Raw genomic sequence first — 26,460 nt, forward strand, 5'->3', positions numbered from 1 at the left:
AGTAAAGGCAAGCGATACAAGATTTCCCTAGAAAACAATCTGTAGAAAGCGGAGGTGTTATAGTGCGAAAAGAAACCTTTTGAAAATCCTGGCTATCTGGGAGAGGAAGAAACGAACGACAACCGCTATTACAATGCTTACTTGAGCAAAAATTAGTTTTTAGAATGGAAATCTAACCTATAATTACTTCGAATTAAAATTAATTTCTACTTTGTCTGACACAAAAACGCCTTTTATAAAATTGGGTTCTTTCATGATTTTATTATATAGTTCAGCATCCAATTTATCCTTAAACTCTTCTTTCAAAGCAACTAAAGTGATTTCAAAATAATGCTTGGCGTTGTCGTCTAGGTAAAACTCATTGGGTTCATTGTAGTAATACCGATCTTTATTCCATTGAAAAACTGCTTCGAAGTCTTCCCTTTGATTGGGAAGTAAGGTGTGGTAATAATTATCTCTTTTCTTATAAATTTTCTGAATATAATCATTAGAGGAATCCAGTAGTCCAGCAGTTCCCTTTTCCTTAAAAATTTTTAATAGTTTATCCACGTCCTCCTCTACTTTTTTGGCGAAATAAACAATAATCAGTGAATCTTTCTGGGTTTGAGTAGCTCCTTCAAAATCAAATTCGGATTTCTCTAAAGTTACTTGGTTAAAAGCCAATCCTATTTCTATGAAATTGTCATTTTCATAAATTTTATAATAGATTTCTTTGGTTAAAGAGCCTCCGGTACTTGGTGAAATGTTTTTTGGCAAAAAGAAAAAATGTAAAGTATCACTCGTGTTATTTTTTATAAAGTACTTGAGTTTGAATTCTCTTTGGTTGGGCAAAGAATCCTTAGAAGTTATCGACTCGATAGTTAAAGTCAAAGGTTGAGCAAAAAGGAAATTGCTTATTAATAAAAAGACGACAGAGAAAATCCGCATAGAGAAAATTTTGAAAACCGAAAATACAAATTTTGTGCTTTGCATTTTACAGAAAGTAGACATTAACGTAGGATTAACTCATACAAAAAACCGAATTTGAAACGGGATTATAAATTGTAATAAAACCACAAGACGGAACAACTCGTAAATTACTTATAGGTAAAGGATTTTTAATATTCTAAATTAATACCAACACACTAAAAAAAATTTTACTTAATTTGCATCTAAAATTTTATTAAATGACTCTAACGCAAAATATTAAAAAAAGCAAAGTACTAAAATCTGTTTTTTTATCACTAAGTCTCTTATCTATTCTCAATGGATTTGGACAAAATAAAATTGCTGAAGAGGTTCAGAAATTACAAAGAGAAAACACACAGTTCACACAAGTATCTTTACTAACAGCGGATTCATCTATTTCTAACATAGATATTAATCAAGTTGTAACGCAATCTACACTGGCAAAAGTGGACTTCAATAAAATGAATCAAATAGCGTTGAACCCATTAGATTTTTTAGAACTTGAGATTCCGTATCAAAATCAAAATATCAAAATTCTGTTGTATCGGGTGAATCCTTTTTCGAAAGATTTCAAAGTAGATACTGATAAAGAAAAAAACATTTCTTACCAGAAAGGTGTTTATTACCGTGGAATTATAAAAGGAAATTCGAATTCCGTTTCAGCATTTAATTTCTTTAATGGTGCATTTAACGGTGTTTTTTCTTCTGCAGAATTGGGTAATGTGGTTGTAGGTAAGATTGACAAACCAAACAATCAAAATGATTATATTATTTATTCTGATGCTAATTTTTTAATCGAAAACAGTTTTAAATGTGGTGTAGAAGAAACCGGGATTCCACCATCAAATTCAACCGTGAAGCGAGAAGTCACTACCGCTAAATGTGTCACTTTTTATTATGAAATTGATTATAATTTATTTCTTAGCAACGACAGTAACTCCTTGACGACGGCTAATTGGGCAACTTCTGTTTTCAACAATGTGCAAACCTTATTTGCAAATGATGGAATTACAACGGCATTAAATTCAGTCTATATTTGGACCACTCCGGATGCTTATGAAGGCATTGGGACGACCTCTGCCGATTATCTTTTTGCATTTCAAGACTACAGACCGATAATCAATGGTGATGTGGGTGTTCTTGTGGGAATAGACCCTGGAGGTTTGGGTGGTGTTGCGTTTCTAAACGGACTTTGCACAAACTTTAACTACGGCTATTCTGACGTTGATGGCATTTCAATTGCAACTGTTCCTACGTATTCTTGGACTACTCAAGTAATGACGCACGAACTCGGGCATTTATTGGGATCGCCACATACACATGCTTGTGTTTGGAACGGAAACAACACACCAATTGACGGTTGTGGCTCACAAGCAGGATATCCTGAAAACGGTTGTAATACTATTGGTCCTATTCCATCTTCATTTGAAAAAGGTACAATTATGAGTTATTGTCATTTAATTGAAGGAGTTGGAATTAGCTTTGCAAATGGCTTTGGAATACAACCTGCTACTTTAATGGCAAATACGATTAACGCTAAATCTTGTTTAGGCACAAATTGTATCGCTTGTATTAATACCATATCTAATATACAAACTAGTAGTATTTTAGACAATTCAACAACGATAACATGGGAGGATTTTGATGATGCGACCTCGTGGGAAATTTCTGTGACCTCTTTCGGTTCTCCCGCAATTTGGAATGTGGTTTCTCAAACCAATTATCAAGCTACAGGTTTATTACCAAATACGTATTATCAAATAAAAATAAAACCTATTTGTACAAGTGTCAATCCTATAAGTAGAGAGTACCTATTCATTACACCTGGAAATTATTGCGGAACATTATCGTTTTATGATACTGGAGGCGATTCAAATAATTATTCTGACATCGAATCGTTTACGAGAACAATTACACCAAATTTAAGTAACAAAAAGATTGTAGTTTCTTTCACTGAATTCAATTTAGAAGACAATTATGATTACTTGTATATATATGACGGGTCGGATGATTCTTATGCTGAATTGAATTTTGGAGATGGATTCACAGGAACAAACTCTCCTGGAACAGTAACTTCAACCGCTGTTGATGGTTCACTTACTTTTAAATTTATTTCAGATCAATATTCGACCGCATCAGGATGGTCAGCAACTATAAATTGCGAAGAAAATTTAGGAATTGGTTTTAACGATTTTTTAGATTTCACCTATTATCCAAATCCTACGAAAAATAATATTAACTTAAAATCGAATACGAACATAACAGAAATTAAGGTATACAATATTGAAGGAAGAACGTTGTTTTCTCAAAAATTAAACGCTTTAGAATCCAATGTAGATTTATCACAATTTGCTTCAGGGACGTATTTCTTTAAAGTGCGATTTAATGAAATAGAGAAAAACTTCAAGATTTTAAAAATGTAATTTAAATCAGATATTACTTATAGGAAAGCTACTTAAAAGAGTAGCTTTTTTTATTAAAAACAGATTACAAAAAAAATCCCGTTTCAATTGAAACGGGATTTATATTTAGAATCTGAAATGAGTTCAGATTGGCAAACCTATAATTCAAATGCTTTTTTAGCATCTCCATTTAGCAATAATTCCAATGGGTTTTCCAATGCTTCTTTAATCGCAACTAAGAAACCTACAGACTCACGACCGTCGATAATTCTGTGGTCATAAGATAACGCCACATACATCATCGGGTGAATTTCTACCTTTCCATCTACTGCAATTGGACGCTCAATAATATTGTGCATTCCTAAAATTCCTGATTGAGGAGGGTTGATAATTGGCGTAGAAAGCATACTTCCAAAAACACCACCGTTTGTAATGGTAAATGTTCCACCCGTCATATCGTCAACCGTAATTTGCCCGTCACGAGCTCTAATGGCTAATCTTTTGATTTCCGCTTCAACACCCCGGAAAGACAAGTTTTCAGCATTACGAACCACAGGAACCATCAAACCTTTTGGCCCTGAAACGGCAATTGAAATGTCGCAGAAATCGTAAGCTACTTTGTAGTCGCCATCCATCATTGAATTTACATCAGGATACATTTGCAACGCTCTTGTTACCGCTTTTGTAAAGAATGACATATATCCTAAACCAACACCAGCGTGTTTTGCCTTGAATGCGTCTTTGTATTCATTACGAATTTTGTTGATAGGCGTCATGTTTACTTCGTTAAAAGTAGTCAACATTGCTGTTTCGTTTTTAGCAGCAACTAAACGCTCTGCTACTTTACGACGCAACATTGAAAGTTTAGATCGTTCTGAACCACGACTTCCGCCTGTTGGAGTTCCCATTGATGGCACTGCATTTACAGCGTCATCTTTGGTAATTCTACCGTCTTTTCCAGTTCCTTTGATGTCAGAGGTTGGGATATTTTTTTCGTCTAAAATTTTACGAGCTGCTGGAGAAGGCGTTCCTGAAGCATACGTTGCCGCAGCTGCTTTAGGCTCTTCTTTTGGAGCTTCTACTTTAGGCTCTTCTTTTTTAGTTTCCGCTGCTGGAGCTGCATCAGAAGCACTTGGTTTTGCTGCTGAAGTATCAATCAAACATACTACTGCACCAACGGCTACAGCATCACCTTCTTCTGCTTTAAGCGTAATTATTCCGCTTTCTTCAGCAGGTAATTCTAAGGTAGCTTTATCAGAATCAACTTCAGCAATTGCTTGGTCTTTTTCTACATAATCGCCATCTTTTACTAACCAAGTTGCAATTTCAACTTCTGTGATTGATTCCCCTGGTGATGGGACTTTCATTTCTAAAATCATATTCTTTTAGGTTAAAAGGTTATAGGTTAAAAGGTTAAAATTGCCAAATGGAACTTTAAACCTGAAACTACTATTTTAATTAAATAAATCTTTATCAAAAACCATTGCAATAGCTGAAGCATGACGCTTTTTAGAACGTGCATAACTTCCCGCTGCTGGAGCACTGTATGCTTTTAATGATGCTAAACGCAATTTTACTAAGTCAAAATTCATCAACATAAAGCTGTAAGCTCCCATGTTTTTTGGTTCTTCTTGTGCCCAAACGTAGTCTTCTGCATTTGGATAACTTGCAATAACTGCCTTCAACTGCTCAATTGGCAATGGAAATAATTGCTCGATACGAACAAATGCAACATCTGTTCTTCCATTCGCTTCTCTTTCTGCTACTAAGTCGTAATAGAATTTTCCGGTACAGAAAACCAATGATTTCACTACTTTTTTATCCGCAATTGGGTCGTCTAAAACTTCTTGGAAGCTTCCATTTGCAAATTCATCTACTGTAGAAACTACGGAGGGATGACGCAATAAACTTTTAGGAGTGAAGACGATTAATGGTTTTCTAAAAGTGGTTTTCATTTGTCTTCTCAACAAATGATAAAAATTGGCAGGAGTCGTACAATCAGCAACAAACATATTATCAGTTGCACACATTTGTAAATAACGTTCCATTCTTGCAGAAGAATGTTCCGCTCCTTGCCCTTCATAACCGTGTGGCAATAACATCACCAAGCCGTTTTGATTGTTCCATTTGTCTTCTGCTGCAGAAATGTATTGGTCCAACATAATTTGAGCTCCATTACTGAAATCTCCAAATTGAGCTTCCCAAATAGTCAATGTTTTTGGGCTTGCCAAAGCATAACCATAATCAAATCCTACTACACCATACTCTGAAAGCAAGGAATTGTAAATTCTGAATTTACCAGTTGTATTATTAGCATTTGCATTCAAATGATTCAATAAGATAATTCGCTCTTCTGAATCTTCTGATTTTATAACTGCGTGACGGTGAGAAAAAGTACCTCTTTCAACATCCTGACCCGACATTCTCACGTCGTATCCTTCAGTCAATAAACTTCCGTAAGCTAGTAATTCAGCCATAGCCCAATCCAACTTATCCGTTTCAAAGAACATCGCTTTTCGGTCGTTGATCAACTTCTGAATTTTATTGAAAAACTTTTTATCCTCTGGCAAAGTCGTAATAACTTTAGCAATCTCTGTCAATGTTTCTTTAGAAAAAGTAGTATCTACTTTCTCTTTCATTTCAGACAGTTCTGCTTGTGCAAAACCTTCCCACTCATTTTGCATAAATGGAGTAATGATTGTCAACTCTTTTTTACGAGAAGCTTCTAAATTTTCCTCTAAATCTGCTTTATATTTTTCTTCTAATCCCTTTACATAATCCCCTTGAATTACACCTTCCGCTAGCAATTGAGCTGCATAAATGTCTCTTGGATTTTGATGTTTTGCAATTAGTTTGTATAATTTTGGTTGGGTAAAACGAGGCTCATCACCTTCATTATGTCCGTATTTTCTGTACCCTAAAAGGTCAATAAACACATCACGTCCAAATTCCATACGGAAATCTAGAGCGAACAACATCGCATGAGCTACTGCTTCAGCATCATCTGCATTGACATGCAAAACGGGAGACAACGTCACTTTTGCAATATCTGTACAATAAGTTGAAGAACGCGCGTCTAAATAATTAGTGGTAAATCCAACTTGATTATTTACTACAATATGTATGGTTCCGCCGGTTTTGTAACCTTCCAATTGTGCCATTTGCACAATCTCGTAAACGATTCCTTGTCCTGCAACTGCGGCATCTCCGTGAAGTGCGATAGGCAAAACTTTGGAATTATCGTTAGGGAAATATCGGTCTTGTTTAGCACGTGTAATTCCTTCAATCACCGCTCCAACTGTTTCCAGATGGGATGGGTTTGGCGCCAAGTTAATGTTAATACTTTTTCCTGATTTTGTTTTACGATCAGCCGTAATCCCTAAGTGGTATTTTACATCACCATCAAACAGCACATGATCATCGTAATCTTTTCCGTCAAATTCAGAGAAAATATCTTGTGTGTTTTTGCCAAAAATATTTGCCAAAACGCTCAAACGACCACGGTGTGCCATTCCCATTACAAATTGTTCCACTCCTTTTTCAGCCGCAGCTTCAATTAAAGCATCTAATCCTGGAATTAAGGATTCGCCACCTTCTAATGAAAAACGTTTTTGACCCACGTATTTGGTATGCAGAAAGTTTTCGAAAGAAACGGCATCACTTAATTTTCCTAAAATATTTTTCTTTTGTTCTGTTGAAAATTTCGGAATATTATCATTGTATCCAATCTTTGCTTGAATCCAATTTCGTATTTCAGGATCACGGATGTACATGTATTCAACACCAATATGCTGGCAATAAATATTGTCTAAGTGGCCTAAAATTTCCTTCAATGTACACGGTTGAATTCGAATTGCTTTTGCAGCCTCGAAAACAGTACTTAAATCCTTTTCTGATAAACCAAAATTTGCTAAATCTAATGTAGGAGTATACGTTCTTCGTTCGCGAACGGGATTTGTTTTGGTAAACAAATGACCACTCGTACGGTAGGCCTCAATTAAATTTAAAACATTAAATTCTTTTTGAAGTTTATCTGAAACTATTGAGCAATCTTGAGAATCCGCGGCAACCGCCGCCATTTGCACTGCGGGACTTTGATCATTATAAGTTGTAGTACCGAAATCAAATCCCTGAAAGAAACTTCTCCAGCTTGGCTCAACGCTGTCGGGATTTTCTAAATATTGGTCGTATAGTTCGCCAAAGAATTCTGTGTGAGCTGCATTTAAAAATGAAAACCTATCCATAATATATATTGAATGTCCTAATTTTAATAAAAATGATTAGGCAAAAGTACAACAAATACCACACTCTAATAAATATTTTATACTTTTATGACTTAAACTTATCTTAAAAGCAATATGAAATTAATCAAATGGAATAAATCAACACTTTGTGCGCTTTTTGTTTTATTTATGTGTGCGAACGCAGTTTCCGGACAAAATGCTAGCGGAACTCAAGATAGAGTTCACTTTGGCGGAAGCTTGGGATTGAGCATTGGGTCTGGATTTACGAATATTGTTGTAGCGCCAAGTGTAATCTACGATGTAAATGCCTACTTTTCTGCCGGTGTTGGTCTTCAAGGGAGTTATGTGAATTTTAAAAACAATTTTGAATCGTATATTTATGGAGCGAGTTTAATTGGATTGGTCAATCCTATTGAGCAAATTCAGTTGTCTGCTGAATTGGAGCAGCTCAGGGTAAATACCACTTTCAACGATAATTATAAAGATGACTTCTGGAACACTGCCTTGTTTCTAGGAGCGGGTTACCGAACGAATAATGTTACTCTGGGTATTCGTTATAATGTATTGTTTGACGACAAGAAGAGCGTTTATAATGAAGCTTTTATGCCTTTTCTTCGGGTTTATTTTTAAAAGGCAACTACTTTATTCCCCTTTTCAACACCGAGAAACCATCAAGATGTGGTGGTTTTTAACATCGGTACTTTTCTAAATTTTCAAGTCCTTACTTTCAATAAGTCAGCGTTGTAGCCCCAGTTCAACGGTTTGCCCTATTCGTTATGCCTTACATTCTCCTTTTTTTTCGCCAACTCCCTAGTTCCTATCTAGAAGAGGGCTTACTGCTACTTATGCTATCAATTATATCAATTGGCGTGGCTACTGTGCGATTGTTACACGATTTTGCCTCACTAGTGAACGCTGTTTTAGTCCTGCGCGTTTCTATAATTGGATTGTTGGGTATTATTTATTGAACGCCTAATACCAACTCGTGCATGTCCGGCAGCATTATACCGTTGTCAACTATCATCTTACAGACTTCCCCTAGGTTTTTATCACTGCAACACGCTACTTTTTCAGTTTATGTAGGTAGTATTTCAAAGCACGAAATGATTTAGCGGATGTTAGAGTTGATTTCTTTAATTAAAATGCATTCAACAAGCGCTAAATAGCGTCGCGCATTGCCACAATGGCATCTTACATCCTTGGAATAGCTTCGCACACTGTTGGAATGACAGCTTACACATGCGTTTTAATGTCTAACAAGTCTGGAATAGATACTTACAAGTGCAAAATAGCATCGCACAAGTCTGGAATAGACATATTCAAGTTTGGAATAGATACAGACAAGTCTGGAATCGCGTCGCACAAGTCTGGAATAGATACTACAAGCGTAAAATAGCATCGCACAAGTTTGGAATAGCTATTAACGAACGTAAAATAGCAGCATAGAGCTCCAAAATGGTTTCCGACAACGGTAAAATACTGTTTTACATAAAAAAGAAACTTATGGACATTGAAATTGGAGCGCTGAACATAATGTAGTTAGTTGGAGGTCATGGCAGTATGGAGGGATGCTTTTTTTTATGGGCAAAGGGCATCTCATTTATAATCACTATATATTTAAAAACCATTGTATTTACTGACTTTGTGAGTATAAAAATTAATACTACTGTTACAAATAATGAATGCGTAAAAATAAATTAATAATTTTAGCTACAATATATTAATACTTTATTAATTTGTATTACAAAATTGATTAGCTTTGGTTTATTTTTTAATAAATTACTAGCATATGAACAAGAGACAGATGGGTGTTTACAGCATATGTAGAACACTCGAACAGCATTTTGATGACGATAGTTCCGTTTGGGACGGATTTGCTCCTATTATAGATAGTAAAGCAGAGCTTTCAGATAAAATAATTGTGCTTGCGGCATTACTTGCAGCACAAATGATTAATTTAACGGGTATTGCAGAAAGTAAAGAAATCGTGAGACGTAGTCTGGAGGAGCAAGCCTTTGTACTGAGTGCTGCTATTTGTTCGTATGCTAGTGTGACCAAAGATACCATCTTGTATAATGGTTGCTTTTATAATATGTCAACTTTAAAGCAGTTTAAAGGTGATGCTTTAGTGGGTGCGGTTACGTATTTACTGGCAGAAGGCAGAAAAGAACTAGCAAATTTAGACCGTTATAATGTGACGGATACTAGTTTAATACTCTTAAAATCGACTATAGATAGTTTTACAGCTATAATGAAAAGACCAGAAGATTCTATAAAACACCGCAGTACCACAACCCACACTATAGAGACAAAAACGAAGGAAATGCTAACGTTTTTAAACAAACAGCTGGACAATATGGTGGTGATGCTTTTACCTACCGCTCCAGAATTTGTAGAAACCTATAAAGCCTTGCGTGTTATTGCCACTACAGGAACGCGTCATTTGGCGTTGACAATTACCACAATGGATGCTGCCACTTTGAGACCTATTGCTCATGTTAATCTTGAAATAGTAGGCAAAAATATCAAGCGAGTGTCCAGTATTAGAGGATTTAATACGGTGCAGAATTTAGTGGGGGGCGCGTATCAAATTAGAGCGACACAACAAAATTATTTTACCAAAACAGAATCTTTCACCATAGTACCGGGAGAAACTACAGAGTTGATTATTTTATTGAATGCAGTAGTTTAAAAAGTTGTAAGTTCTAAGTTGTAGGTTTTAGGCGTTCCGTTGCTTTTTATAGCAATTTATATGGTTTTAAATGATATTTTTCTTAAACGGAACGCTACAACCTAAATAAGTGTGCCTACAATTTAAGGCCCTCCCCTACTCTCTTCAAAGGAGTGGAGCTTAAAGTGAAAACAAACATTACGTCATTGCGAGGAACGAAGGAATTTTATAATATAAGGTTGAAGCGCTCGTTTTTGTATCCCTAGTTTCCTGACTTGGGAGGAGATCAGGGGGAAAATTAGTAGCAACGCTATAGGATTGCTTTGTGACTTGCAATAACAGCGTGGTATGTAAATAGGATTGCTTCGTACCTCGCAATGACGGAGTAGCAACGGTATAGGGTTGCTTCGTTTTTTGCAATGACGGGAATGCACTATTTATAAGTAGTGCTGTACTGTTGCTTTATTATTTCAAACTTCCAATTTACGTATTCCCAGTTCCCCTCCTTATAGGGGAACTGGGAGGATTACATTCCTAGTTATTTTCTTTGGGAGGGGCTAGAGGAGGATTCAACCTGATTTTAATCTTTTGTAAAATAAAGAACATCACGGGAATAATAACCAGTGTCAGGAAGGTGGCAAATATCAAACCGTAAATAACGGTTTTTGCCAATGGGCCCCAGAATACTACGTTATCACCACCCATATAAATATTGGGGTTGTAATCTGTAAACAAATTAAAGAAGTCAATATTTAAACCAATAGCCAACGGCACTAATCCCAATACGGTGGTAATTGCGGTAAGCAATACTGGACGTAAACGGGAGCGACCTCCTTCGACCATGATGTCAAAATACTCTTGTTTGGTTAACAATTCTCGTTCTTCCATGCCATTTTCATGCAACTTTCTGTCGATGAGGAGCTGGGTGTAATCAATAAGAACGATGGCGTTATTGACCACAATCCCGGCGAGGGAAATGATACCCATCATGGTCATGATGATGACAAAATCGTTCTTGAAGATGACCATACCGAAGAACACACCTCCAAAACTCAAGAGGACTGAAACCATAATGATAAAGGGCTTAGAAATAGAATTAAACTGCGCCACTAATATCAAGATGATACCACCAAGGGCGATGAGTAACGCATTGACAAGGAAACTCATGTTCTTTTCTTGCTCTTCCTGTTCGCCCGTAAAGGCAAAGGTAATGTCGCCTTTCATCTTGTAATCGGACAATTCGTTTTTCAACTTGTCTACGATGATGTTCCCGTTAAAACCACCAATTACGTTAGAGTACACGGTAATAACCCGCTTCAAATTTTTACGTTTGATGGTATTAAATGTATTGGAGTCTTCCTTAGAAGTGATAGCCGATATAGGCACTTGCACCAGCTTTCCAGACGCTTGGTCGCGGAACGTAACCGGTTGATTGTAGATGACATCATTATTGTTTCGCTGCTCTTCCTCCATCCGAACGTTGATTTCATAATCGTCCTTTCCCTCTTTATAAGTCGAAATCTTTTCGCCATAAACGGCACGTCGCAGGGTTTGACCCACTTGGCCGGAAGTAATTCCCAGACGGCCTGCTTTCTCTACATCTACGGATATATCCACACCGGGTTTCGATTTATTGACGTCAATTTTCAATTCTTCAATACCTGCAATGTTTCGTTTGTTTAGGTAGTCCTTTAGTTTATTTGCCTCGAGCAACATGTCGCCATAGTTCTCACCCGTAATCTCAATGTTTACCGGATAACCTGCCGGAGGACCATTGGCTTCTTTTTCAACAATAATAGAAACGCCGGGATAACCTTGCACAGACTTACGGATTTCCTCCATGACGTCAAGACTGTTGATTCCTTGGCGGTACTTAAACTCCCGCATCGTTAAGGTTACCTTTCCACGGTGGGGCATTTCGTTCTCAGAACCTCCATCGGTCTGCGGGTTTCCGGCACCGTTACCTACTTGTGCAATGGCGGTTTCTACCATAAAGTTCTTGCCGTCCTTCTCGTATTTATTGGCAATAGCATACACTTTCTGCTCAATTATCTTCGTAAAATCGTTGGTCTTTTCGATATCAGTTCCTTCGGGAAATTCAATGTAAACCATGATTTGATTGGGCTGATTTTCTGGGAAAAATAAGACGTTCGGCTTTGCAATTCCAACGGCAACGAAGGAAAGAATCAAGACGCCAAAGGTTCCTAGAAAGAACAACCGTGGTCTTTTACCGGTCAAGGCATACTCTAAGAATTGCTTGTACTTGCGTTCAAGACCCACCAAGGAAGTAGACTGGAACTTGTCCATTCGTTTCAATAGAAAGTATTTGTAAATCCACATCATGATGGCAAAAAAGAGCATCAAGTTTCCGATTCCTCTTGCGAAACCTGAATCAGTGATGAAGCCAAATACTAATATAGGAGCGCCTATAAGTGCAATGATGGCACTGATGCGAATTAACTTTTTGCGTGGCATTTCTTTTTCTTGCAACTGCATAAAATCGGCAGTCAACATCGCATTAATGACAAGCGCCACAAAAAGGGACGAAAACAAGACGACAGAAAGGGTCATTGGGAAGTAAATCATGAATTTCCCCATCGTTCCGGGCCATAAACCCAGTGGAAAAAAGGCAGCGAGCGTGGTTGCGGTAGAAGCGATGATTGGCCAAGCGATTTCGCCAATACCCTCAATAGCGGCTTGCTTGCGCGACATGCCTTGGGACATTAACGAATAAACGTTTTCGACCACTACAATTCCGTTGTCTACCAGCATTCCTAGACCCATTACTAAGGCAAAAAGCACCATCGTGTTGAGCGTAATGCCAAAGGATGCCAGAATCATGTAGGACATGAACATGGAAAGAGGGATGGCAAACCCTACGAATAGGGCGTTTCGTAATCCTAAGAAAAACATCAGTACAATGATAACTAACAACACTCCGAAGATAATGTTGTTGACCAAATCATCTACTTGCGCAATCGTTCTCTCGGACTGATCGTTTGCATAAGTTATCTTCAAGCCTTTAGGGAAGTAGTTTTCTTGTGCTTTAGTAATTATTTCCTTTACGCCGTCAACGGCTTCGACCATGTTCTTACCGCTTCGCTTCTTGATGTCGAGCATTACTACATTATCACCAAAGTCACGGGCAAAAGTGGTGCGTTCTTTCTCCTTAAAGTCAACCGTGGCAATGTCTCTCAAGTAGACGTTTCCATCTTGCTTCTTGACTACAATGTTTTCGAGTTGCGACGGCTGATTAATCTCACCAATCACACGAATATTTTTCTTGACCCCGTTAGAAGTGACACTTCCTCCAGAAATAGTCTTGTTCTCAAACTTCACCGCGTTGATGATGTCGTCAAAACTGACTTTGGCAGCACTCATTTTATAAATGTCTACTGCAATTTCTACCTCTTTATCATCAACACCTCGTATGGCGGCTTCCTTAATTTGGGTCAAGCGTTCTACGCGTTCTTCGATGTATTCTGCATACTCCTTGAGTTTCTGCGAAGGGAAATCGCCTTTTAAATTAATGTTGAGGATGGGCACTTCTTCGGCAATGTTGAGGTCAAAAACGTTGGGTTCTACCTTTCCGCCACCGTCCATGGTGGGCCATTGGGTATCCGACTTTACTTTATCTACCTTGTCTTTTACCTTTTGCTTGGCATCTTCAACCGAAATGTCTTCGTCAAACTCGACCAGAATCATCGAGTAATCCTCTAGGGTATTCGACGTAATTTTAGTTACGCCCGAAATGTTGTTAAACTCTTCTTCAAGCGGCTTGGTAATCAGCTTCTCTACATCTTCGGCAGAGTTACCTGGATTGATTGAGCTGACGTATATTTTAGTTTCCACGATTTCAGGAAAACTCTCTCGCGGCATGGCATAATAGGACATTAACCCGCCGATAAGTAATATCGCCGTGATAACATAGACGGTCATCTTGTTGTTAATTGCCCAGGTGGAAATGCCAAACTCCTTGTTGATTTTATTACTCATAAGTGGGTTTTAATTAAGGTAAACCTATTTGATTATTTCTACGTTTGCACCGTCAGATAGGGCTTTCCCTCCGTCTGTAACCACGGTGTCTCCCGCTTTTAAGCCTGACTTTACTTCGACCATTGAACCGGAGGTGTAGCCTACTTCAATGATGCGTTGTGCCGCTTTAGGCTCCTTGCCATTAGTCACAACGTACACCACTTTTTCGTTGGTCGCGTTTTCTAAAATGATGTTCTCTGGGATTAAAAGTGCCCCCTTATTGGTATAATCTTCAATCTTCAAGACTGCAACTTGGTTGGGACGTAGTAAATTATCAGGGTTTGGTAGCGCAATCTCAATACCAAATGTTCGGTTGTTGGGGTTGATGTACGTTCCCACTTGGCGTACTTTCCCTTTGTAGGTCTTGCCTATTGCATTTAAATAGACTTCTACTACAGCACCAAGCTTTAGTTCGCTCAGGTAGTTCTCCGGCACATTTGCGGTAACATACATGTTGCCTAGATTTACAATACGGAACAATTCCTGACCCGGTGCAATGACTTGGCCGCGTTCGGCAATTACTTCGTCAATCGTTCCTGAAAAAGGAGCACGAATCACTGTTTTATTGAGTTGAGCCTGCATCTGTTTTACTGCTTTTTGCTGACTTTGATAGGCCGTTTGGGTCTGTAAGTATTGAATTTCCGACCCAATCTTCTGGTTCCACAAATTTTTCTGACGGTCGAAAGTTGTTTTGTCAAGCGCCAGTTTATTTTCGGCTTGTGCCAATTGAGCACTCATACCGCCGTCGTCAATTCGGGCTAGGACTTGCCCTTTAGTAACCTTCTGCCCTGCCATTACGTTGAGCTGTACCAACACACCCGAATACTCCGGATAAATAAGAATGTTCTCCTTAGTATCTACGTTACCCTGCACTTCAATGTAGTGCGTGAACGCTGAATCTTTGACCGTCAACGTGCGAACAAGCGGGTAGCGTTGCGTGTCATCGAGCTTGATGATGGCTGCATCTAAAGTTGCCATTTGTGCGGCAAGCTTCTCATAGTCTTCATGAATTTGGTCGCGCTTTTCTTTGATTTGCTTTAAGTCATTAGAAGCAATAACCGCTTCAACATCAGCAGTCGATTTGTCGCCACAACTGTAGAGTGTGAATGCGATTAGGGTAAGGGTAAGTATTTTTTTCATTGTTGTCTATTTAAAAGAGGTGTGTTGTGATTAGTTAGAAACGGTTGTCCATTTATCTAAGGTGGCTTTCGTATTAATGACGTCTACCATGGATTGCAAGTAATTCTGTTGGGCTTTATAAAGTTGCTGTTGTGCATCGGTAAAGTCAAAACTGGTTGAAATACCTTCGGTAAACTTCACATTCTGTTTGCGTTCGATGCGTTCGGCAAGTCGTAAGTTTTCTTTGGCACTCGCGTATTGTTCTATGCGAAACTCATAGTCGCTTTTGGCAGTTTGGTATTGCAAAAGGAGCTTCTGTTCGGCTTCGGTTTGTTGCGTTGTGGCTTGGTCAAAGGCAATCTTCGCCTGTTGCGTTTTCGCCTGACGTCCAAAGCTACTGAAAATTGGAATGTTTAAAGACATTCCTAAATTAGAATAATTGAACCACTTCTGTTCGGAGTTAAAAAAGTTAAATTCATTGCCAAACGCATTGTATCCAAAGTTGACATTGGCAGAAAGATTAGGCAAGGCTTTACTTTTCTCTAGTTTCAACTCTAATCTGCGTTGGTCCACTAGGTTTTGACTGATTTGAAAGTCAATACTTTTTTTGACATCAAACCAAGGAGCGGCTAACGCGTAGTCTAAGTTGGAATCACTCAGTTGTTGGAGCTCGTCTGTTAAAATTAACTCGGCATCCACAGGGATTCCTAAGTTGATTTTGAGCATATTCATAGAGATGAGTTGCAGTCTCAAGGTGTAATTTAAATTACTAACAATTGACGACAGCGTGATTTTAAGCTGCTCAACATTTTCTTCTTCAATCAGTCCGTTTTTGAAAATCTCATTGGTTTCAAAGAGTGTCTGGTCAAGCGTAGTTTTGTTCTTGTTTAAAATTCGGATGTTTTCCTGAGCTAGAAGGACGTTGCCGTAGGAATTAATGACCATCTCCCGAACTTCATTGGTGTTCTTTTGCTTGTAATTTTTATAGTACTTCAAATAAGTCTTTGACGCTTGAAGTGCAACGATGTACGACCCGTCAAAAATTATTTGACTCAGTTGCGAACGAGCGGTCATGGTGTGTTTAGTACCAAAGGCTAGCTCTATAAACTCTCCGGGAGTGCCTCCGCCGATTTCAGCAGGCACTACCGACTTTTGCAGTTGAAAATTATTGGTATAGTCCACGCCTGCATTGATTTGCGGCAAGCCTGCAGCGGTGGTCTCCCACTTTTTTTGTTCGGCCGCCTCAATATCTCTGTTTGCATTTATTGAAGAATAGTTGTTCTCGATGGCAAAATTGATGGCTTCCTCTAGCGAAAAACGATAGGATTTAGCAGGGTCATTTTGCGACAGCGCCATTTGTGACACGAAGAGAAAAGTGATAAATAGACTGATTTGTTTCATTGATTAAGGATGTGTTTGAGCTAATTGTTGTTCTAATTCTTTAATTCCGGCCGGAGTTGCCATGGCACGGAGGTGGTATTCTAGGGCTTTCAACTCTAGAGCAGCGGCGTCTCGCTCATAAAGGGTGTTCTCGTTAATTTGAAATATAAGCATGTAATAGAAATTGGCGTAATCGTCAGCATCAATTTCACTTCGAAAATAGCCTTGATCGATGCCCTTCTGGATGTTATGCACAAACCACACTTTGCATTCCTTCACTTGTCGTTCGTGAACCTTACTGTATATCTCCGGATAGTGCTTCTTCAACTGGTCAATAGGCGAGGTCTCCGATGATTTGAACATCTCCCTGAAATAAGCGGATAGTGCAAAGTTGCCCGCGATTGCGTTCTTGTTTTTAGTTAGTATGCGCGATATATTGAGTTCTATCTCATCTTGTACATGCTCAACGGTTTTCTGCACTAAGATTTCTTTATTGGCAAAAAACTTATAGAGCGTCTTCTTACTGCAACACATTTCTTGAGCAATGTCGTCCATCGTGATGCTTTTAAAACCGAGCTTGAGAAAGAGTTCTCTGGACTTGTTTAAAATCTTTGCCTTCATCATTAGTATCTCCCTTTAATTTCGATTGCAAATGTAGGAAGGAAACTTTAAGAACTCTAGTAGTTTCCAAAGTTTTTCTGTTTATTTTAAAATTGTTACCGAAAAGTGTACTTTAACAAGGGACGAAGGGGTATTATTTAGGAGCGTATTCGTTTTATTTTTGTGTAAATTTTAAGAAATAGACCATTATTATATACTAAGTATGCAGATTATTGTTATTTTTACAGCCACAATTTAAGCCTAGGTGTACAGCTGATGGATTATTGATTCGTTAAAGAATTTAATAGCCTTTCCTTATTATAAAAGCCATCTAAACATTGAAAGACCCGGTAAGCTCAAAATAAACTTCTTGCTAAAAATTATTTCTAAGCAACAGATGAATTAATTCAATTTTTTGACATTACCTTTGGTGCTCTACTGTGACTATTTAGAAGTATAAAATTCGAAATCATAGCAGTAGAAAGTAATGATAGAGAAATAATATTTTAATTTTAAAGATGTAATGACTTTAGTTGGTGTTTATTTCAATTCAAAAGGCTCTCTTCTTCCCTACAACGAAGAATGAATTGCCACAATTAATAATTAATTTTAAAAAACGCAAACCATAATATGGATTGTTTATACACTATATTTTGAAAAATATTCTCCAGTATATTTTCTTACAAAGAAAGACTTCCTTATTGCTGATTTTCATGCTCTTTTTCGGAGTGTCTGAAGTCGTTGCACAATGCCCAAGCACTGCAGAATTAAGTCAATCGTTTTGTGACACACAAGGTCCTACCGTGGGTAATTTGGTAGCTACGGATAATGGTGGAGGTATTGCCTGGTTCAATACGGCTACTTCTACAACTCCGATTCCTTTTGGCACAGGACTGATTAATAATAAAATATACTACTTAGATAATAGCACGGGAAATTGTGGTAGTAGAACAGCGGTTACCGTTAGTATTTATACCGCACCAACAGGATTGAATTTCCAAGGAATTTGTGTTGCAAATCAAAATGAAGCAACCATTGCTTTGTTAAGTGCCGTGGGTAATGAGGTACAATGGTACAGTACGCCATTTAATGGTTCGCCATTATCTTCAACTACTGTATTGACTTCTGGCACTATTTACTATGCTGGACAAACCAATCCAATTACAGGATGTTTCACGTCGCGACTAGCTGTGTTTGTCATGGTAAATATAGTCACTGTACCCACAGGGGAACCTCTTCAGAGTTTTTGTAATGATATAGAAAACCCACCAACAGTTAACGACTTGGTGGCAAGTGGAGCCAATAACTGGTACTTAACGAATAGTTCGGCTTTAGTATTGGCACCTACAACACCATTAGTTGACGGTCAAACGTATTATGGAACAACGGTTAGTGCTCCATGTGAAAGTGCGGAAAGACTCGAAGTTTTGGTTAGTTTGGAACCAGAGAATGAAGCAGGAGAAAGTGCAGATTTTACTATTTGTGCAACGGATTTGCCTTCAAGTCCAGACATCAATTTATTTGAAAACGTATTAGGTACTCCGTCAAATTTAGGAACCTGGACCGGACCAGTTACCACCACTAATGGAAATTTAGGGACTTTGGATATTTCGAGTTTAGCAGAAGTAGGAAGTCCTTATGTTTTTACTTATACGGTAACCACTTCGGCTTCATGCCCACCTGCAGTTGCGACTGTAACAATAACTGTTGAGCCATTGTTAGATGCAGGAGTAGATGGTACAGTGACGCTTTGTGAAAGCGACTCTATTATAGATCTATTTACCACTTTAGGAGGAACTCCTGACTTGGGAGGAACGTGGTCTCCCTCGCTAGGAAGTGGTAGTGGTGTTTTTGACCCGTCGGTAGATTTAGCGGGAGTTTATACCTATACTCTAGCGGCAATATCTTGTCTCCCTGCTTCAGCAACTGTTACTGTTTCAATAATCGAAAGTTTAGATCCAGGAATTAGCAGCTCGGTAACTTTCTGCGAAAGCGATACAACAACCAATTTATTTACTATTTTGGGAGGAACTCCTGACTTGGGAGGCGTTTGGTCTCCAACGTTGACAAGTAATACTGGTGTTTTTGATCCGTCGGTTGATTTGGCAGGCGTCTATACTTACACTTTGATAGGAACATCGCCTTGTCCACCTGTTTTCTCTACTGTAAATGTAACTGTAGAACCGCTTTTAAATGCGGGAATAGATAATGTTGTTACGTTCTGCGAAAATGCTTCGCCTACAGATTTGTTTACCGTTTTAGGAGGGAATCCTGAAACAGGAGGAACATGGTCTCCTGCTTTAGCAAGCGGTACGGGTGTTTTTGACCCATCAATTGATTTGGCTGGCAGTTATACTTACACGATAACATCAACATCATCTTGTCCTTCTGCTGCTGCAACAATTACAGTGTCTATTATTGAAAGTTTGGATGAAGGAATTAGTGGAGCGGTAACTTTTTGCGAAAATGCTTCAGCTGTAGATTTATTTACCATTTTAGGAGGGACTCCTGATTTGGGCGGGATTTGGTCTCCTATGTTAGCAAGCGGCACGGGTATTTTTGACCCGTCGACTGACTTGTCTGGGGTTTATACCTACACTTTGATAGGAACATCACCTTGTCTACCTGTTTTTTCTACTGTAAATGTAACAGTAGAACCACTTTTAGATGCCGGAATAGATAACGCCGTCGCTTTTTGTGAAAGTGCTTCTGTTACAGATTTATTTACCCTTTTAGGAGGGAGTCCTGATGAGGGAGGAATTTGGTCTCCTGCTTTAGTAAGCGGTACAGGTGTTTTCGACCCATCAATTGATTTGGCTGGAAGCTATACTTACACTTTAACATCAACATCATCATGCCCATCTGATTCAGCAACAATAACCGTTTCTATACTAGAAAGTTTATATGCAGGGATTAGTGGTGAAATAACTTTTTGCGAAAGCGATTTGGCAACAGATTTATTTACCATTCTAGGGGGGAATCCAGACATCGGAGGAACTTGGTCTCCTGCTTTAACAAGCGGTACCGGGGTTTTTGACCCGTCGGTTGATTTGGCTGGTGTTTATACGTACATGGTGCCTGGAACAGCAAACTGTCCTCCAGATTCTTCTACTGTAACAGTAACAATCAATCCACTTTTTGATGCAGGAAATGATGGTAATGTAACTTTTTGTCTTAATGCTTCTTCTGCTGATTTATTTACTTTCTTAGGTGGGAATCCTGACACAGGAGGTGTTTGGTCTCCCGCATTGGCAAGTGGAACAGGTGTTTTTAATCCATTAATAGATTTACCGGGAATATATACTTATACATTAACTGGATTTTGTCCAACAGATTCAGCAACTGTTACTGTTGCTATAAGTCCAAGTTTGAATGCAGGTACTAATGGCACTATTACTTTATGTGAAAATGCAGCCTCTCTAGATTTGTTTACTTTATTAGGTGGAAATCCTGACTTAGGAGGTGTTTGGTCTCCGGCATTGACAAGTGGGACAGGTGTTTTTGACCCTTCGATTGATGCTGGCGGAATTTACACGTACACTTTAGCAGGAACATTGGCATGTCCTTCAGATTCGGCTGCAGTAACGGTTACGGTAGATGCGCTTCCTACCATTACTTTAGCAACTATAGCTGTTGGAGCGATTTGTTTAAATTCAGATTGGACTATTGTTTTGACAGATGCTTCCAATTTATCAAACGGTTCTTATCAATTACTCTACACAATTTCAGGCGCCATCACTTTCACGAATACTATTTCAGTGGTGTTTACAAATGGAACGGCAAGTTTTATAATCCCTGCCAATGTATTAAACACTGTTGGAACAAGTACACTAACAATTAGTCCACTTCAGTCTAATTCGGGAAATAGTTGCGGAGTATCAAGTCATTTCTTTGATGCTAAATCATTCACAATCGATGTAGTTGCTTCGCCTACCTTTACGGGAACAAACGAATTTTGTGAGGATGATAATGCTACGGTTGGAGATTTGTCTTCAGGAATTGTTGAACCTCAATCAATCATTTGGTATAATGCACCCATGAATGGTACTGCCTATGCCGATACTGACGTATTAATTGACGGAACGAGCTACTATGCCGTTATTGTTTCTCCAGCAGGCTGTGAAAGCACTACCCGACTTGAAGTGACTGTAACCGTTAAAAACTGTGACGTCACGACAATTATTATTCCAGATGGATTTTCGCCAAATGGAGACGGAATTAATGATGCGTTTGTCATTAAAAACATTCGAATACTCTATCCTAATTTCACAATAGAAATTTACAACCGTTGGGGTAACGTACTTTTTGAAGGTAATGCAACTCAACCAGATTGGAACGGTTCGAGCGATAAGGGAATTAAAATAGGAGGTAATGAAGTGCCTGTGGGAGTCTACTTCTTTATTTTAAACTTCAACGATGGGGTAAAAAAAGAGATTCAAGGAAGGGTTTACTTGAGCAGGTAATTAGATATGAATATGATAAAAATAGTACTTAAATATAGTCTTCTGATTCCATTGTTGTTGCTTTCTTTGCAAATAAAAGCACAGCAAGACCCGATGTATACCCAATATATGTATAACATGAGTACGGTAAATCCGGGGTATGCAACTGATTCAGGAAGTATGAATTTCGGAGCGCTTTATAGAATGCAATGGGTAGGAGCTGTGGGTGGCCCAACGACGGGAACGTTTTTTGCTCATTCTCCGTTAGCAAAAAATGTAGAAGTGGGCTTGTCCGTCGTTCACGATGAAATTGGCGATGTAGTAAAGGAAACCGGCGTGTTTGCTGATTTCGCCTATGTTGTAAAAATAAATGAAACCAATAAAATCTCTTTCGGATTGAAAGCAGGTGCCTCTTTTTTTAGCACTAACTTTAATGGGTTTGTGTATTCAGATGATTTGCCAGACCCTGCTTTCGGAAATAACCTCAGTAAGACGTTTCCAAATGTAGGTGTAGGTACGTTTTATTTTGGCGAGAATTATTACCTCGGATTATCAAGTCCGAATTTACTTACTTCCAAACATCTTGAAAAAGACCAAGGCGTAGTAAGAACAGGTGTAGAAACGATTCATTATTTCTTTACTGGTGGTTATGTGTTTAATTTAAACGAAAATCTAAAATTTAAACCCGCTTTCATGACAAGAGCGGCCGCTGGTGTTCCGTTATCGGTGGATATTACGTCTAATTTTTTAATAAACGAAAAAGTAGAACTAGGTGCCGCCTATCGTGTCGGGGATGCAGTGAGTGGATTAATCAATTTCAAAATTACGCCAACACTGAGAATAGGTTATGCATATGATTATACCGTGACTAATTTGGGAAGATTCAATTCAGGTTCACATGAGATTATGATGCTTTTCGATTTAGGTGCAAAAAAGGATAAAAAAGAAGATAATAGAGGATACGACAAATCACCTCGATTTTTTTAAACAACAATAATGAAAAGAATTACTTATATATTGTTCCTTATTTTTATGAGTCAAGTAGTTTTGGCGCAAAAAAATGCGTCCAATAAAGCGGATAAATTATTTGCAGAAAAAGCCTACGTTGAAGCAGCTAAATTATATGAAAACTTAAAACCGAGTCAGGAAATATTACAAAACTTAGGGGACTGCTACTATTTTAATAATCAAATGCACTTTGCTGAAAAGCCTTATGCCAACTTAATTTCAACGTACAAAGACAGCGTAAAACCAGAGTATTTTTTTAAATATGCACATGTTTTACATGGGATTTACAAGATTGAAAGAGCAGATGAAGTAATGACTATATACAGAGGTTTTGATGTTAATACACGAAAATTTAAAGAGCATCTTAATACCATAGTTCCTTATAATTATACGGTAAAAAAAATATCAACAAACGCTACCGGAGATTTTGGAATTTCCATCTTTGGAGATAAAATAGTTTTCGCCTCTTTAAGAAGCGCCTCAGGTCCAGCGTATAAATGGAATGAAAAACCGTACCTCGACCTCTTTGAAGGCAAACTTTCAAATGAAGGACTATTAGAAAAAGTCAAACCATTTTCTAAAACAGTCAATACAAATACACACGAAAGTTCGGCGGTTTTTACCAAGGACAAAAAAACTATGTATTTTAATAGAACAAGTGATGAAAGAGTAGTCGTTGGTGACGAACTTTATGCTTCTGTCAAGATTTATAAAGCACAATTTGAAAACAATCAATGGACAAACATTACCGTAATGCCTTTCTCTAGCGACCAATTTTCTACACAACACCCTTGTTTAAGTCCAGATGAGGATAAATTATATTTTTCAAGCGACAGACCTGATTCCTATGGTTCATTTGACATTTATTCTGTTGCTATAAATAAAGATGGTACGTACGGAGAACCTGTTAATTTAGGCAATAACATCAATTCAAAACACAGAGAACAATTTCCTTTTGTTGACACAGACAATTCCTTATATTTTGCATCAGATGGATTGCAAGGTATGGGTGGTCTAGATATTTTTATGTCAAATTCGTATGATGGAGTCTATGCAAAACCTATAAATCTTGGCGAAACACTAAATACGGGAACCGATGATTTTTCTTTTGTAATAAAAGAAGGCGATAGTATCGGTTATTTTTCGTCAAACCGCGATGGAGGCGATAATTTATACTCCTTTGCTCGACAAGAGAACGGCCGGAAATTTACAGTTGAAGGATTTGTTAAGGACATACATACTAAAGAATTATTGCCAGGAACCATTGTCACACTTTATGATGATGAAGAAAAGTTGATTGGTCAATTAGTGGTTGGGGCTGATGCCAATTATGTTTTTAACACAGAGCCGAACAAGAAGTACAAGATTTTTGCTGAAAGAGATTTGTATGTAACAAAAACAATTGATTTCGAGACCAAAGATGATGGTGTTGTTCACTATAACATCGAATTAGAAATTGAATCCTATTTAGATGCTGAGAAGCGACTGGTGAAGAAAGACGACGGTTTAGTATATCTAGAATTAGAGAATATTTATTTTGATTACGATAAATGGGACATTAAACCCGAAGGTGCAGTGATTCTACAAGAATTGGTTGACCTTATGAAAAGACACCCACGAATGGAAGTGGAACTTGGTGCACATACAGATTCAAGAGCATCCGATATATATAACTTACGCTTATCTTTCAGACGTTCAAGCAATGTTTTAGAGTACTTAGTGTCAAACGGAATAGACAGAAAGCGCTTAAAAGCCAAAGGTTTCGGAAAACGAAAACCATTGATAGATTGTGGTGCTAACTGTACAGAACCAGAACATGCAGTCAACCGTAGATGTGAGTTTTTAATTGTTAAATAAATACGCTCACAGTTTAACTTTAATTTGAATCTTGTACACTTTCGATTAATCCAACAAATAGTATAATTTAGCCGAAAATTCCAAATCATGCAATCCATCAAGCAATACCAAGAATATATTTCCGAATATTTAGCAGAGCAACAAATCGTTCGTGAACCTAAAAATTTATACGAACCCATCAGTTACATATTGAGCTTAGGAGGAAAACGCATTCGGCCCACTTTAACTTTAATGACTGCCGAAATTTTTGGAGCAAATTATAAAGAAGCATTGCCAGCCGCTTTGGCAATCGAAGTTTTTCACAACTTCTCATTGATTCACGACGATATTATGGATGATGCCCCTTTGCGAAGAGGTAACGAAACCGTTCATGAAAAGTGGGACTTAAACACCGGAATCCTTTCGGGTGACGCCATGCTTATCTTGGCGTACCAATATTTTGAACAATACGAACCAATTGTATTCAGAGATTTGGCTAAACTGTTTAGCAAAACCGCCATTCAAGTATGCGAAGGACAACAATGGGACGTTGATTTTGAAAATCGCGACACCGTAACCATCACTGAATACTTAAAAATGATTGAATACAAAACAGCTGTTCTTGTGGCTGCTGCAATGAAAATGGGAGCCATAATTGCTTCTACTTCTACTGAAAATTGCGATTTAATTTATGATTTCGGACTCAATTTAGGCTTGGCGTTTCAGTTGCAAGACGATTACTTAGACGCTTTTGGCGACCCAGCCACCTTCGGGAAGCAAGTGGGAGGTGATATTATTGAAAATAAAAAGACCTATTTATACCTCAAAGCCCAAGAATTTTCTACGGCAGAACAAAAGGAAGAATTGATGCATTTATTTTCCATTCAGCCCGACGACACTGCAGATAAAGTAGCTTCTGTGAAAATGGTTTTTGATAAAACGGGAGCGGCAAAAGCAACTCAAGAAGGAATTACTGTCTTTACCATGAAAGCGTTTGAGACTTTAGAAAAAATGCACATCGCCGAAGACAAGAAAGCCATGTTACGTTTATTTGGCCAAAATTTAATGAGCAGAAATGTATAGTTATATTGTTCCAATTTCAATAGAAAACCTTTTGGCAGAAGCCGAAAAAGAAAATTTGTACCAGAAATTAATTGACCAAATCAATAAAGATTTCAATTCGGCAAATGAACCTATTGACATTCCTCAAAATACCTTACCCGAAGATTTAAAAATACTCGTGCACGAAAAAGTTTACCGACTTATCCAATTCAAATTTGCCGAATACCTCAACTTACTTTACATCATCGACGTTTCTGAAAGCGAAATCAAGAAGCTAGACGGCTCTGATATTTCTCAATTATCAGGTCAAGTTGCTTTTTTGATTTTGAAAAGACAATGGCAGAAGGTTTGGTTTAGAAATAAATACTAGCATCCCTCCTTTCCTGCTTTTCATTGAATAAAAGACTCCTGTCGTCATTTATATTTTCTCCAATACCGGACAAATATTACTTTCTTCTTTTCGACTATTTCTCTGAAGATTTTAAAAAGAACCTGTAGCCAACGTTTTTTTCTGTAGCAAATAACCATTAATTGATGTGCGTTTGTAAAAACCACGTGTCGACTTCCATTTTTTTCTTGTAGCCTTTCATTTTACGTGTGTAAGCATTAATTATTTTATTGTACGAGACCATTCTAGTACTGTACGACATTATTAAGCAGATGTCGAACGGTATTTCGAAGTTGTAAGCTGCTGTTTTCCGTATGTGCGACGC

15 protein-coding genes are annotated in these 26,460 nt (G+C 38.0%); 8 read left to right on the forward strand and 7 right to left on the reverse strand.

Going from position 1 to position 26,460, the window contains the following annotated elements; all coding sequences use genetic code 11:
* Positions 1-183: 183 nt before the first annotated feature.
* A complete protein-coding gene (locus ACQ5J2_RS02045; RefSeq protein ID WP_432672027.1) occupies positions 184-927 on the reverse strand; it encodes a hypothetical protein in 744 nt (247 codons plus the stop codon).
* Positions 928-1,166: 239 nt separating this feature from the next.
* Here ACQ5J2_RS02045 and ACQ5J2_RS02050 point away from each other — a divergent pair, with 239 nt between their 5' ends.
* Positions 1,167-3,371 (forward strand): M12 family metallo-peptidase, encoded by a 2,205-nt coding sequence (locus ACQ5J2_RS02050; RefSeq protein WP_432672028.1) that lies wholly within the window; start codon positions 1,167-1,169, stop codon positions 3,369-3,371.
* Between the two features lie 137 nt (positions 3,372-3,508).
* Here ACQ5J2_RS02050 and odhB read toward each other — a convergent pair whose 3' ends face one another.
* Positions 3,509-4,729, reverse strand: coding sequence for a 2-oxoglutarate dehydrogenase complex dihydrolipoyllysine-residue succinyltransferase (gene odhB / locus ACQ5J2_RS02055; protein ID WP_432672029.1), 1,221 nt, complete (start codon positions 4,727-4,729; stop codon positions 3,509-3,511).
* A gap of 75 nt (positions 4,730-4,804) precedes the next feature.
* Complete coding sequence (locus ACQ5J2_RS02060; RefSeq protein WP_432672030.1) at positions 4,805-7,594, reverse strand: 2-oxoglutarate dehydrogenase E1 component; 2,790 nt, start codon at positions 7,592-7,594, stop codon at positions 4,805-4,807.
* Positions 7,595-7,708: 114 nt separating this feature from the next.
* Here ACQ5J2_RS02060 and ACQ5J2_RS02065 point away from each other — a divergent pair, with 114 nt between their 5' ends.
* Together ACQ5J2_RS02065 and ACQ5J2_RS02070 are read left to right on the forward strand one after the other, a co-directional pair.
* Positions 7,709-8,224 carry a hypothetical protein gene (locus tag ACQ5J2_RS02065; protein ID WP_432672031.1) on the forward strand — a complete coding sequence of 172 codons (516 nt, stop codon included), beginning with the start codon at positions 7,709-7,711 and terminating at the stop codon, positions 8,222-8,224.
* Between the two features lie 1,159 nt (positions 8,225-9,383).
* A complete protein-coding gene (locus ACQ5J2_RS02070; protein ID WP_432672032.1) occupies positions 9,384-10,286 on the forward strand; it encodes a hypothetical protein in 903 nt (300 codons plus the stop codon).
* 513 nt (positions 10,287-10,799) lie between these two features.
* On the opposite strand, the gene ACQ5J2_RS02075 is transcribed toward ACQ5J2_RS02070, so the two are convergent.
* From ACQ5J2_RS02075 to ACQ5J2_RS02090, 4 genes are read right to left on the reverse strand one after another with little or no spacing between them, the layout of a single operon-like run.
* Entirely contained in the window at positions 10,800-14,261 is a 3,462-nt protein-coding gene (locus ACQ5J2_RS02075) for an efflux RND transporter permease subunit (RefSeq protein ID WP_432672033.1), read from the reverse strand.
* 24 nt (positions 14,262-14,285) lie between these two features.
* The gene (locus ACQ5J2_RS02080) at positions 14,286-15,440 is read right to left on the reverse strand and encodes an efflux RND transporter periplasmic adaptor subunit (protein WP_432672034.1); all 1,155 of its coding nucleotides are present in this window, start codon (positions 15,438-15,440) and stop codon (positions 14,286-14,288) included.
* 30 nt (positions 15,441-15,470) lie between these two features.
* Entirely contained in the window at positions 15,471-16,820 is a 1,350-nt protein-coding gene (locus ACQ5J2_RS02085) for a TolC family protein (protein ID WP_432672035.1), read from the reverse strand.
* A gap of 3 nt (positions 16,821-16,823) precedes the next feature.
* Positions 16,824-17,423, reverse strand: coding sequence for a TetR/AcrR family transcriptional regulator (locus tag ACQ5J2_RS02090; protein ID WP_432672036.1), 600 nt, complete (start codon positions 17,421-17,423; stop codon positions 16,824-16,826).
* 629 nt (positions 17,424-18,052) lie between these two features.
* Between ACQ5J2_RS02090 and ACQ5J2_RS02095 the strand changes: the two genes are divergently transcribed.
* The 5 genes from ACQ5J2_RS02095 (at position 18,053) to ACQ5J2_RS02115 (ending at position 26,117) form a co-directional block, all read left to right on the forward strand.
* On the forward strand, positions 18,053-21,862 hold the full coding sequence (locus ACQ5J2_RS02095; RefSeq protein ID WP_432672037.1) for a gliding motility-associated C-terminal domain-containing protein: 3,810 nt from the start codon (positions 18,053-18,055) through the stop codon (positions 21,860-21,862).
* Between the two features lie 12 nt (positions 21,863-21,874).
* Positions 21,875-22,828 carry a PorP/SprF family type IX secretion system membrane protein gene (locus tag ACQ5J2_RS02100; RefSeq protein WP_432672038.1) on the forward strand — a complete coding sequence of 318 codons (954 nt, stop codon included), beginning with the start codon at positions 21,875-21,877 and terminating at the stop codon, positions 22,826-22,828.
* A gap of 9 nt (positions 22,829-22,837) precedes the next feature.
* Entirely contained in the window at positions 22,838-24,706 is a 1,869-nt protein-coding gene (locus ACQ5J2_RS02105; protein WP_432672039.1) for an OmpA family protein, read from the forward strand.
* Positions 24,707-24,793: 87 nt separating this feature from the next.
* A complete protein-coding gene (locus ACQ5J2_RS02110; protein WP_432672040.1) occupies positions 24,794-25,768 on the forward strand; it encodes a polyprenyl synthetase family protein in 975 nt (324 codons plus the stop codon).
* Positions 25,761-26,117, forward strand: a complete 357-nt coding sequence (locus ACQ5J2_RS02115) for a hypothetical protein (RefSeq protein ID WP_432672041.1) — start codon at positions 25,761-25,763, stop codon at positions 26,115-26,117. Before ACQ5J2_RS02110 ends, ACQ5J2_RS02115 begins: the two co-directional genes overlap by 8 nt.
* Positions 26,118-26,460: the final 343 nt, after the last annotated feature.

Source organism: Flavobacterium sp. SM2513 (assembly GCF_050908145.1).
Taxonomy (GTDB): Bacteria; Bacteroidota; Bacteroidia; order Flavobacteriales; family Flavobacteriaceae; genus Flavobacterium.